This is a genomic window from Planococcus halocryophilus (assembly GCF_022489025.1).
Lineage (GTDB): Bacteria > Bacillota > Bacilli > Bacillales_A > Planococcaceae > Planococcus > Planococcus halocryophilus_A.
The window spans coordinates 90783-103376 of the sequence record NZ_JAKVTG010000008.1; the positions used below are offsets into that span (position 1 = coordinate 90783).

The following is a 12594-nucleotide window of genomic DNA, read 5'->3' on the forward strand; positions in this document are numbered from 1 at the left end:
GTAACAAGTTATGTTTATTTGTTTATTTATAACAAATAAAGGGTACGAAAAAACTTAAAGTATAGACTTCTAAAGTGTTTACTTGTAAATTTATTCTTTATTAATTTTGTTTTCTAAAAAAATCCACCTGATAAGGATCAGGTGGATTTTTAGTGTTTTGTGAATTAATGCAGTCGTTTACTTGGTGAAGCACCCACTTGGCTGTAGTATTGAGCCAAATCAGTACGTCCTTCGTAATGATAATAATAATCTAACGTAGCTAAAAACAAAGCTCTTCCCATTTTTTTGCGCTCAGTATCTGATTTGAAATATTTAAGATCAATTTCACTATCGATAAAACCCATTTCAACAAGCGTGGCTGGAACTGTATTTTCACGTAATACAGCTAAGTTTCCTTTTTTGACTCCACGATTCACTAATGGCCATGCCTCTTGCATACGTGACAACATGTAGGTAGACAGTGCTTTCGATTGGTTAACATATGGATTCGTCGCAGAAGTTGAATAGTAATAAGATTCTTGACCATTTGCTGAATGGTTAAAAGAATTCATATGCATGCTAACAAAAATATCTCCATTATATTTTTTAGCAAATTGTGCACGTTCAGTCAAACTAAGGAAAGCATCACCTGTACGTGTCATTTTTGTTTGAATTGATGTTTGGTCAAAATAAGATTTCATATGAGTAGCTATGTTTAAATTAACATTTTTTTCTTGGAAACCAAAACCATTTGCACCTGGATCATGATCACCATGCCCTGGATCAATAATAACTGTAATATCACTTCCTGCTGCTGGTGGTGGCGCAGGTAGAACAGCAGATGGTTTTGAAGAGCTTAAATAAGATTTATCCACATAACCTGTTAAATTGTTGACTTTAATGTACGCCCAGTTGCCTGTATAACTAGCAACACTCACTACTTGACCATGATTAAGTTTACTAATTACATTTGAAGGCGAATTAACGATTTGCGGTTTAGAACGCATGTTTAACGTAGAAGATCCCACGTTTACATATTGTGTAGTTTTAAAAATTGATGTATCTCCAGTTTGAACACGAAAATCTGCATTAATCGTTCTCGCTAAGAAAACCGCAAAATCAGAACGAATAATTGTAATATTTGTACCGAAACTGCCATCTGACATCCCCTGCGCAATACCTTTATCCATAAGTACTTTAGCAGCGCTCGAAGAATTTGTACCACCTAAATTATAAGCACGATTAATTAGAACTGCCATTTCGCCACGCTTTAGTTTAACGTCTGGTCGAAACGTACCATCTCCATATCCGTTAATTACATCCTTAGCTACAAGCTCCATAATATAGCCTGAAGCCATATTTCCAGCCGACACATCTTTAAAGCTAGTATTTCTCTTTGTGCCATTCAAACCTAGAGATCTGCCTATCATTGCTGCAGCTTCACCTCTTGTTACTTCTCTATCTGGTACAAAATGCGTTGAACTAACTCCATTAATAATATTCTTATTTGTCAAATAAGTTATCTCTTTTGCAGCTCGATGACTATCACCGATATCTTGAAAATTTCCACTTGCATCCACTTGAACCATAGGAGCTAACATTGAAGAAACAACTGCTATACATAGTAAAATTATCCACTTTTCCAAACTTAATTTCCCCCTAAATATTATTATAGTCCACACTTTAAACTATATTTGAATTAATTTCTATGTATCTTTTAAACTATTTACTATTTTTGGAAGACAAAAATGCATTTAAAAAGTAGTTCATAAGTCTTTATTTATTTTTCTACATATGCGTTAGAGTTTGAGTTTTTAATAAAATTTACATATTTCATTTTTTATAGAAAGTATGTGCTATCAAGCTATTTGACTACTTTTAAGGATCATAAATTTATTTTTTTGTCTTTTCTCAAAATTTTTTTAGTATGACCTTTTTACTTATCTTTTTTTTCATATAAAAAAAGCTTTGTCCAAATAAGGACAAAGCTTTTTAAATTAATCTTTATTGTGGTGTATTGATTTCAAGAATTCTGCCTTCAAGTTTCGGTGTAACTTGACCAATTCTCTCTAACTCTTCCTGGAAGTTAATCCAATCTGAAATTCCCAAATCAATCGCACGGCCTTCAGCATATGCTTTTGCCAATACTGTATATCCATCTCCGCCTTTAGCAGTAAAAGCATTTGTTGCAACTTTATATGTCTCAGATTCTACTAAAGGTTTTTTAGCTCCTGAAGCGTCAACAAACGTGATTGAAACGATTCGAGATCCAGCAGGTTTTGATGCATCAAACTTAATTTCTGCACCAGATACGTGTAAGAACCCACCATTTTCATTAGGATATTGACCTACGCTGATTTCAAATGCTTGTTTTATTTCTGTTCCTGTAAGATCCATCGTCGCTAGTGTATTACCAAAAGGCAATACCTTGATAATTTCTCCCACTGTGATTGGTCCAGCATCAATCGCCGTACGAATACCACCACCGTTTTGGAATGCCATCACCGTTTCTGGGCTAAACTCTCTTGCTTTTTTCAACATGCCATCCGTAATAATGTTACCTAGTGGCGTTTCATTTCTACGTACACTTTCTCCAGTTGTATTGCCTACATCCCCACTACGTGGATTTAAAAGTGGTGCTGTTGCAACAGCTGTCGTTTCTTCTTCTTCAATTTCTTTTACTCTTGCACTATATGGTGCCAAAATTTCTGCTGCTTCTGGATCTTCAACTTGTGCACTAATTTTGATTAGTTCGCCATTGTAAGCATAAACTTCACCTTTTTCGTCAAACTGCACATCTAAAGTTCCTAAATTATCGCCGTACTGTCCAGTTTGTACAATAACTGTCGGTGCGTCGAATTTCTCTACTAATATCGGTTTAGCCAATTCTGTATGCGTATGTCCACCTACAATAACATCAATTCCTTCTACTGCTTTTGCTAGTTCTTGATCATTATCAATTGCAGCATTATCATCATAGCCAATATGAGTAAGCGCTATCACTTTATCAACGCCCATTTTCTCAAATTCATCCACCATTAGTTGAGCTTCAGCAATATAATTGGAGAACGTTACTTTTCCTGGACTAGAAATATCTATTGTATCTTCTGTTGTAAGACCAAAAATCCCCACTTTTTCGCCGTTGATTTTTTTCACCATACCCGAGTAAATGTTTCCTGAATCTGGATCGTTCGAAATTCTAGATTGGAACATTCCTTCGAAAAGAGGCTCGTCAGAAAAATCAGTATTAGCTGAAAGGAATGGGAATTTCGCTGCTTTAACAAAATCTTTTAATGCTTGATGCCCTTCTTCAGAAGAGCCCAAATCGAACTCATGATTTCCGAAAGTCATCGCATCGTAACCCATTAAATTCATCATTTTCATATCGGGTTCTCCAGTAAACTCATTGAAATATAAAGTACCAGAGAATACATCACCCGCGTCTAGCAACAAAGCATCCGGATTTTTTGCACGGAATTCTTTTACTGCTGTTACTCGTTTAGGTGCCGTAGCCAAACGACCATGAGTATCATTTGTGTGCATTAATGATACTGAGAATAGCTCTCTCTTTAAATCTTCTTTTGCACGGAAAATAAATAAAGCCATTTCTCCACGTGTCAAATTATGTTCTGAACCAAACTGAGTTTTAGACTTCCCTACTGTGATTTCATTTTTAATCAAAGCATCAACATATTTTGCGAATTTTGTATTCACATCTGTAAATTGAGTTTTTGTCACTTTATCGTCTATCTCATATTGTGCTGCACTTGCTAAAATTTTTGAAAGTTCGTTTCTTGTTAATAAATCAGTTGAACCAAAGCGTGTTTCTGTTTTCCCATGAACAATTCCAGCTTGTACTAATGCATCAACTGCCCATTTAGCTGAAGCAGGAACATCTGTAAAACCTGAGTCTTTAAAATCTTGATCTGACTTAAATCCTATTGCACGTGCAATCATTACTGCTGCATCTTGTCTTTTGATATTGTCAGTCGTACCGTAATGTGTTTCAGAAATACCATTTGTAATGCCATTTTCAACTAAGAAATCTACCGCTGCCATGTATCGATCTGAAACATCCTCAAATTTGGTGGTGTTAGCTGATACCGGTGATAGTGCTGAAGCCACCATTGTTACGGTTACTGCAGAAGCGATGAATTTCTTGTTATACAGGACATTTGTCATGTGTTCTTTCCTCCTTAAGGATTATATTTCTCATTACCTTTCTACTTTAACAAAATAAAATGGGTCGAGCCACACAATTTACATAATAAAACACATTATTCTCATAATTTGATTTCTATTTGTACAAATTTGCTGTTAATACAGAAAAAAATCCTTTCGTCAAATGACGAAAGGATTTTTTCTATTCGTGACGGCTTTCGCCTTCGCCCCAGCATTCAGTGTTTTTCAAACCTGGGATATTTTTTGCAAAAAACTCTGGGTTTTTTCCAGCTTTGCGCTGGCTTGTGTAATCTTCCAGTACTTTAAAGGCAGTTTTTCCGAGTAACGCGATAACAACTAAGTTGAGAACCGCCATGAAGCCCATAAACAAATCGGCCATATTCCAAACCAATTGAACTTGAGCAAGTGCCCCAAACATAACCATTGCTAGGACGCCGAAGCGGTATGCTGTCAACCAAGCACTATGAGCATTAATAAATTCGATATTCGTTTCACCGTAATAATAGTTCCCAATGATTGAACTAAATGCAAAGAACAAAATAGCAATCGCTAGGAAGTACGGCGCCCAGCTACCAAGATGAACATTCAACGAGTCTTGCGTCAGCAAAATTCCAATTTGTTCACTCGTCGTGTATAGACCAGCCAAGATGATGATAAAAGCAGTTGCTGAACAAATAACGATTGTATCAAAGAAAACGCCTAAACTTTGTACAAGACCTTGTTTTGCAGGATGCGAAACGTTAGCAGATGCTGCGGCATTAGGTACAGAACCCATACCTGCTTCGTTTGAGAATAACCCTCGACGAACACCTTGCATAATAGCAGCACCAATACCACCACCGATTGCTTCTTCTAAACCGAAAGCACTTTTCACAATAAGCGTGAAGACGGCTGGAATTTCAGTGATATTCATGACGATGATATATAACGCTACAATGATGTAAATCGTTGCCATAACCGGCACTACAACCTGTGTAACTCTAGCAATTCGTTTGACGCCACCAAAAATAACGATCGCCGTTAATAACACAAGTCCTAGACCAATCGTCCAATCTGGAATATTAAAGACGTCTTCAAATGATTGAGCAATTGTGTTTGATTGAACTGAGTTGAAGATAAACCCAAATGCCAATGTCAAAAGAATGGCAAAGACAATTCCGAGTTTGCGGTTGCCGAGTGCTTTTTCCATATAATAAGCTGGGCCACCACGGAATTGTTCACCGTCTCGGATTTTGTAAACTTGCGCTAATGTACTTTCAACAAAAGCAGTAGCCATCCCGATAATCGCGACCATCCACATCCAGAAAACCGCTCCGGGTCCTCCGATCGCAATTGCTAAAGCAACACCCGTGATATTCCCCGTTCCTACGCGGGAGGCAGTAGAAATTGTGAACGCTTGGAAAGCAGATATCCCGCTATCTCCATCCTTTTTTTCTGTAATGACACGGAACATTTCACCAAATAGGCGAATCTGAACGAATTTAGTGCGAACAGTAAAGTAAAGGCCAAGGCCCATAAGAAGTGCAATTAGTATGTATGTCCAGAGCAACGTATTGGCGTTATCAACGAACCATGTGATTCCATTTAAAAAAGCATCCATTCTATCTCTCTCCTTTTTATATAATATAAACTTGTAATCAATACCCTTTTTTCAAGGAGTAAAAACGTTCTTTTCTAACACATATAAAAATGAGACCCTCTTGCGAAAGAGGGTCTCGGATGTCGGCTATATTAGTTTATCATGTGTTTTTCCCATATAAGAATTTTTAGTATTTTAAGTTATTTCCCAGACAATAATCAAGTAGTTTCTGGTTAAATTGCCTGTTTTTTTGAGTCTTCTATTGTTAAAAATGTAGGCAATTTAGCGGATAGCGTACATATGCACCCAGTAGGGAAAGCCATCAGAGTCTTCCATGTATCCAACACCAATGACTGTATACGATTCTAACAACAAATTATTTTTATGACCTTTCGATTCCATCCATGCGTTTACCGTTTCGTTTGCTGTTATATAGCCGCTTGCTAAGTTTTCGCCAACTTGATTTGTCGGGTAACCTAAGTCAATTGCCATTTCCCACGGTAAACCATAAGACGGAGACGTATGGTCGAAATAATTATTTTGAGCCATGTCTTTTGCTTTTAATTGAGCAATTTTTGTTAAAGCAGAGTCTTCTTTTAATTTGCCTACCCCAGCGGCTTGTCTTATTTCATTGATCATAGGAATGGTGTCGTAGACGACTGAAGTCACTCCTAAATATTTTTTGTTGATTTGATCATATGAAATGGCTTTTGTTTTTGTACGTTCAGCAAATTGCATTGAACGCTCGATAAAAGCAGCCAATTGTGCACGCGTTACTAGCGTTTCGGGCTGAAATGTAGAAGTCGTTATCCCTCTAGTAATATTTACTTCAGCCATGGTAATAATATAAGAATGAGCCCAATGCTTTAAAGGGACATCTTTGAAACTAGTTTCATCATTAGTATCAACAATGATATCAAAGCCCTCTACAATGATTTTCGCCATTTGAGCTCTTGACAATGGGTTGTCCGGATTAAATTTCTTAACATCCGCAAACACGCCCTTCTCAGTTAAAGCCGCAATTTCCTTATAAGCATAATGATTTGGAGGTACATCTATAAACTTTGGTTTGTAATTGGTAGTCAAATCAATCTTTAATGTTTTAGCTAATATTAATGCTGCCTGTGCTCTTGTTACATTATCATTGGGACCAAATTTTCCATTACTGTAGCCATTTAAAATTTCAGCTTTTGATAAGTTATGAATTGAATAATAGGCAAAATGATATTTTGATAAGTCCGAGAAGTGATTAGCCTGAACTGTGGAGACAGGAAGTAAGAATAAAAGAGCTATAAGTGTGGTAGTTATGGTTTTTTTCATATGCTCTCCTCTCCTGCTTGCGATCTTTAAATTTTTTCTATTCCTTACTCTTTACCCCTTTTTTGCTTTTTATATCATTTATTTCAAAACAATTTTCTGTCTCATTATATTACCTTCTTATGATATTTGCCAGCACGCGCGCTCCTATATCAAGCGCCTGATGGTTAAAACTCATGTTTGGATGATGCAGTCCTGGCGTTAAATCTGCCCCAATGCCAATCATTGCCGCATGCAATTCCGGTTTTTTGATGGTATAAAAATGAAAATCATCGGCGCCAGTTGTATGAACTGGCGGAGCAGTTGCCGCGTCTCCAAGTGTATCTCGAATCGCTGCATCCGCAATTTGCATCGCTGTTTCTGATACTTCAGCGGCGGGTGTGTAGTCCGTCCATTCGAATGTGATTTCAACATCATGTAACTTCGCAATATTCGCTAATCCTTCACCAATTTTTTGCTGAAGTTCTTTCATCAAGTCGTTTGATTGCGAACGGACATCCATTGCAAAATTGGCGCTTCCCGGAATGATGTTCAAGCTATCTCCACCTGTTTGAATGTGCGTCAACTTTGCCGAATACGAATCAAATGGAGAGAAATAAATCGATTTAACGAATTGGTGGATGGCCGCAATCACATCGATGGCGTTTTTACCTTGATGCGGTCGCGCTCCGTGTGCATCGACTCCCGTAATTTTCCCTCTCAAGAAAATTCCAGATCCGTGATGTAAGGCAGGCGTCACTTGGCCAAACGGCAATTCTTCAATGGGGCGCAAATGAACTCCGTATAAATGCGACACGCCTTCAATTGCCCCGCGCTCAATCATCGACAGCGATCCGTTCCCCAACTCTTCTGCCGGTTGGAAAATAAAACGCACACGTTTCGTTAGTTTTTCATCTTTCAAATACAACAACGCCCCAAGCACCATCGACATATTGGCATCGTGGCCGCATGAGTGATTGGCTTGCAGCTTGTTATCGACTTCTTGCCAAAGAGCATCAATATCGGCGCGCACTGCAACCACTTCCGGTCCCTCACCAATCTCAGCAATCAACCCTGTCACATCTGAAAACGTGTGATGTTTCACGCCTAGCTCCGTCATGATCGCTGCTAGTTTTTTAGTCGTTTCGACTTCTTTCCAGCTTACTTCTGGATGTGTGTGGAAATGGTTAAAATACTCAAGTATTTGCTGCTCGATGTTCATATGATGGTCTCCTTTTGTTTGATGAATATCCTTTAATAGTTTGATTGTACAGGAGTGGAGTGAAGAATAAAATGGGGTTGAGTGCAGAGAAGATGTTGGCTTACCCGGGTGTTCACTCTTTTTACTAGTTAACTTCTCGTATATACAGAAAATATTTCGAGTGATACAAGAACTTGGTTTTATTTGTGATGTGGTTGATAAATATACTTCCGGTGTTTGCGTCCACCTACTGGCTGGCAGTTGTTGTTGAGAAGAAATCGTTTAGCAGTGTCTAAATTTTTAAGTCCGATAAAATCACGGCATTCCGCTGTATTTATAATAGATTTTATTAGCATAAACCACTCTTGGAGCGTGTGGATATGAGCGTCTTTACTGATCAGCCTGCACGTTTCGCATTCCCAAGCGACTTTGGTTGTCGTCATTTTTCCAAAATGGCAGCGTGGACAAAAGACCCCCTTTTCGATTTCGGATTGCTCGATTTGAAATTTTGGAGCGAGTGGAAAAGGTTGGTAGTTTTGATGTGCTGCGAGGAGTGAGTGGCCAAGCTGGTAGAGTTTTTCTATAGAAAGGATTGACTTTGATAAGGTTAAGTTCGAAAGGTAAAAATTGAGTTCGCCGACCGCTAAAATGCGGGCGTTTGGAGGCGCGTTTTCGACGATTTGCGAAGGGTGAGCGATGACAATAATACTAGAAATCGGCAAATTGCATCCCAGTGTCTTCATAAATTTGCCCATGCGCATCGCCGTTTCGTTCATTTGCGTGATGGGACTTTTATAGCTCTTAATTTCGCCATCAGCCAAAATAGAATGGAGCGCACTCGGGTTTTGTTTGAATTGCAGCTTCCCTGTAATGTTTTTGACTTCAAGCAAAATTACACAGCTTTGCGTAATCAAAACGGTATCAACTTGAATTTTGTAAGGTGCGGGCAATGAAAAATCTTGGATGAGTTGATACGCATAAGGCGGATCGAAATAATCGAGTGCTTCGTCCAAACGCTCTTCTCCGCCAAAACCTGCTCTCGCATTATTAAGACTATTTTTCACAGCAGCGCGTTTTGGATGAGTGGGTGAAATTCTTTTCAGTAACGCTTCATAGCCCACTATTTTTACTGGCTTTTCTCGGTATTTAATAATCATAAATTCCCTCCTTTTTAATTAGTTTAGCAGGTCTTTTAGTGATTTGCCATTTATATCCAAATTCGATTTTTGGTATAGCTATACGGGGCAAATCTGAGATTTGGAGAGAGTGTGTGAGTATTTCTATATGAAGTTTCTATTAAAAGCACTCTCATCCAAACCCCCTCAAAACCGATATACCCAACCCCAAAAGACGCTTTTCGCGAGCGAAAAGCCACAAAACATAAGTGATTTTCTTTTTATACGAAGCTTTCGTTTTCTTACATGAACTTTCAATCTCGTTACCCGTACTTTTCAAGCTCTTACATGAACTTTTCACCTCTTTACATGAATCGCACTTTTTACAGTAACTTTTCCTCTTCTTACATGAACTTTCGATCTCGTTACTCGAACTTTTCAAGCTCTTACATGAACTTTTCACCGCTTTACATGAATCGCACTTCTTACAGCAACTTTTCCTCCTCTTACATGAACTTTCAATCTCGTTACCCGTACTTTTCAAGCTCTTACCTGAACTTTTCACCTCTTTACATGAATCGCACTTCCCTACAAAAAAAGCCGCCTTAGTGGCGACTTTTTACGGGTATCGAGAGGATCATGTCTTCTAATAGAACCGGCATTTCTTCGAATGTGTTTTTGATGTGTAGTCGTTCTGTGCGTTTGTGTGCATCTTTGCCGTAAGGGCCGACGTTTAGGACGGGTGCCTTTAGCTGTTTCATCGCTTGGAATGGGATGCTGTATGAATCACCGTAAACGGGTGTGTTGTTTTCGTAAGCTACCCAGCCGTCACTTTGGTCGTTGTAACTGACGTAGCTTAAGTCTGAGATGCCGTTGAAGAAATGGCCTTGTTTGACTTCTAGGTCGAATTTTTCTTTAGCGTTTGTTGTGACTTGTTCGACGCAACGTTGGACGAGTTCGTTTTCAGATGAATTGACGGACGGGTAATAAGGTGGTGCAAACATAAGTACCATTGCCGGCGTTAACTCTTGGCAGTTGATGAGCAAGATGTCTGTGACATGCATTGATTTTTCTCGGATGTCCAAGTCTGGCATCATTAATGTGTCGTGCAACAAGTCTGTGATGTAGTCATGGCCGAATTTATTGCGTGCGTATTGAATTAGTTTTTCATAGCGCATGACGTTGATGCCGCCGACGGGTTCGATGTTTTCACGTTCGCACATGGCGTGGTAATCACGTTCACAATGCGCTGCTGCTTCGATTGCGATGTTCTCGAAAATGTCGAACACTTCTCCTGCGTTACGTTCCATTGTGAAAACGTTATACATCGCAGAAGTGCGGTAAGGCGTTTGTGCGGAGTATTCTAATTTCATGTCACGTTGCGTTAACGTAACCGGTAAAGGGGTCGTTTCTCCGTAGACCACTTCTTTAAAGCTTGTGTTCCATTCCATACGATGTGTTAAGTAAGTTGAGATATAGCTTGATGTGATGCCTGATAGCGGTTCTCCAACATGGGTTTCTTTTCCATAAAATAAAGCGGAGGGCATAATTTTTCCAATAGATCCCGTATATAAATAATGGGACTTATCTCCGGGTTTCATTCCAAAGACAGGCTCACCGTTTAAGAATAGAATATATTCTAAGCCATGCTCACGCTCAAGGTCTAGCAATCGCGATACTCCGTAACGCATGCCTGCTGAGTTTACTTCTTCGTCTGGAACTGTTAAAAGCAGTAAGTTAATCGGCCAATTTTCGATAGAAGCTTTTTCGATCAATGCCATGTGAAGCGCAAGTCCTGCTTTCATGTCCATCGTGCCACGGCCGAATAAGTATTCTCCTGAATCGAGATCACTTAATGTATCGGCATCTAATTCGTCACGAATAAGTTTAAAGGCTTCGCCTAATTCTTTCGGGCTACATGCTAAAGGTTCCAAATCGCCATATTCCCCTGTGTGGACAGTATCAAAATGGCTAAGCAAGACGATGGTATCGACTGCTTCTGGATGTTTGTAAAGAGCGGTGATGCTTTGGCGTTCCCAATTTACTTCACTTGCGCTAATGTATTCAGGGTTTTCCTGAAAATATGGCAACTCCATCAATTTCTCTTTTAGCTTATAAGCAAATTCCACTTCTCCATCTGTTAAAGTCATACTTTTCCAGCTGACAAGTTCACATAATAATTCCTGTAATTTCTCTGGTGTTCCCCATAATGTAGTCACGGCTCTTCACTCCTCTAGTTGCTTAAAGCTATTTATCTATCTATCTACTTCTCATTATAGATACTTGTACCACAAATAAAAAGAGGGCAGCAAAAAAACGACTCAAGGTGCGAGCCGCTTTTTGCGTTTTTTCAATAAATCTTCCGCAGCACCTGAACCGAATAACACACCGATTACAATGAGCACTAATCCGTAAATATGACCAGAAGTGATTTTTTCGTTTAATAACACACTTGCGCCGACTAATGAAAACAAGGTATTCAAGTTCATGAAGATCGCCGCTTTTGTTGGTCCTGCTTGTCCAATCGAATAATTGTAAAGCATATGGCCGACCGCTGTTCCGAGCATTGCGGAGAACACAAAAGCGACCCAGAACGATATAGGCACTGCCGCGAACGCTTGGATTTCTCCTGGTTCTTGGACGAGTGAAATGATAAACAGTACGAGAGAACCTGTTACAAACATATAACCTGTTAAAATTCGTGGATCGAGTGTACGAGCTGCATTGGCAATAACAATATAGCTCAACACTTGCGCCAATATGGATATGAAAACAAAGATATCTCCCACGTTTAACCCGGATGTCGCACCACTTCCAACCATCACTGTCGCAGCCACACCGGCAAACCCAATGACCACACCGAGCCATTGCAGTTTTGAGGGGTAATTGCGCATAATGAGCGACACAAGCACAGCTGTTAACATCGGACCTGTCCCTAAAATCAATCCAGCATTTGAACCCGTCGTAATCGATAAGCCACTTGATAAGAAATAATGATGTGCCACAACATTAAGTAATGACCCCAGAAAAATAAATTTCCATTCATTTTTGGCTGGCCAGCGTAACATTTTAAAACTTGCCAGTATGGTCATTACCGATAATCCCGCTAACAAAATACGAAAAGCCGTTAACGTGACAGGGTCTACATAGCCCAACATGTATTTGACGGCTGATAAATTAAAGCCCCATACAATCATTACAGCTGTTAAGATGCCATATATTTTCCATTTATTCAATCGCCA

Annotated in this window: 8 protein-coding genes; all 8 read right to left on the reverse strand. The window is 39.2% G+C overall.

Going from position 1 to position 12594, the window contains the following annotated elements; all coding sequences use genetic code 11:
• Positions 1-164 precede the first annotated feature (164 nt).
• A complete protein-coding gene (locus tag MLE13_RS10860; protein WP_240749735.1) occupies positions 165-1580 on the reverse strand; it encodes an N-acetylmuramoyl-L-alanine amidase in 1416 nt (471 codons plus the stop codon).
• A gap of 403 nt (positions 1581-1983) precedes the next feature.
• Positions 1984-4161, reverse strand: a complete 2178-nt coding sequence (locus tag MLE13_RS10865; RefSeq protein WP_240749736.1) for a 5'-nucleotidase C-terminal domain-containing protein — start codon at positions 4159-4161, stop codon at positions 1984-1986.
• A gap of 181 nt (positions 4162-4342) precedes the next feature.
• The gene (locus MLE13_RS10870) at positions 4343-5761 is read right to left on the reverse strand and encodes an alanine/glycine:cation symporter family protein (protein WP_240749737.1); all 1419 of its coding nucleotides are present in this window, start codon (positions 5759-5761) and stop codon (positions 4343-4345) included.
• Between the two features lie 261 nt (positions 5762-6022).
• Complete coding sequence (locus MLE13_RS10875; protein ID WP_240749738.1) at positions 6023-7060, reverse strand: S-layer homology domain-containing protein; 1038 nt, start codon at positions 7058-7060, stop codon at positions 6023-6025.
• Positions 7061-7169: 109 nt separating this feature from the next.
• Positions 7170-8258, reverse strand: coding sequence for an amidohydrolase (locus MLE13_RS10880; protein WP_240749739.1), 1089 nt, complete (start codon positions 8256-8258; stop codon positions 7170-7172).
• 179 nt (positions 8259-8437) lie between these two features.
• Positions 8438-9394 (reverse strand): nuclease-related domain-containing protein, encoded by a 957-nt coding sequence (locus tag MLE13_RS10885; RefSeq protein WP_240749740.1) that lies wholly within the window; start codon positions 9392-9394, stop codon positions 8438-8440.
• 563 nt (positions 9395-9957) lie between these two features.
• Positions 9958-11571, reverse strand: a complete 1614-nt coding sequence (locus tag MLE13_RS10890; RefSeq protein WP_240749741.1) for a M20/M25/M40 family metallo-hydrolase — start codon at positions 11569-11571, stop codon at positions 9958-9960.
• Between the two features lie 102 nt (positions 11572-11673).
• Positions 11674-12588: a DMT family transporter gene (locus MLE13_RS10895; protein WP_240749742.1), complete on the reverse strand. Its 915-nt coding sequence runs from the start codon at positions 12586-12588 to the stop codon at positions 11674-11676.
• Between the last annotated feature and the right edge of the window lie 6 nt (positions 12589-12594).

Bases quoted from the DNA above. Each gene is read 5' to 3' on its own strand.
- MLE13_RS10860 (WP_240749735.1), bottom strand. From the start codon at position 1,580: ATGTTAGCTCCTATGGTTCAAGTGGATGCAAGTGGAAATTTTCAAGAT.
- MLE13_RS10865 (WP_240749736.1), bottom strand. From the start codon at position 4,161: ATGACAAATGTCCTGTATAACAAGAAATTCATCGCTTCTGCAGTAACC.
- MLE13_RS10870 (WP_240749737.1), bottom strand. From the start codon at position 5,761: ATGGATGCTTTTTTAAATGGAATCACATGGTTCGTTGATAACGCCAAT.
- MLE13_RS10875 (WP_240749738.1), bottom strand. From the start codon at position 7,060: ATGAAAAAAACCATAACTACCACACTTATAGCTCTTTTATTCTTACTT.
- MLE13_RS10880 (WP_240749739.1), bottom strand. From the start codon at position 8,258: ATGAACATCGAGCAGCAAATACTTGAGTATTTTAACCATTTCCACACA.
- MLE13_RS10885 (WP_240749740.1), bottom strand. From the start codon at position 9,394: ATGATTATTAAATACCGAGAAAAGCCAGTAAAAATAGTGGGCTATGAA.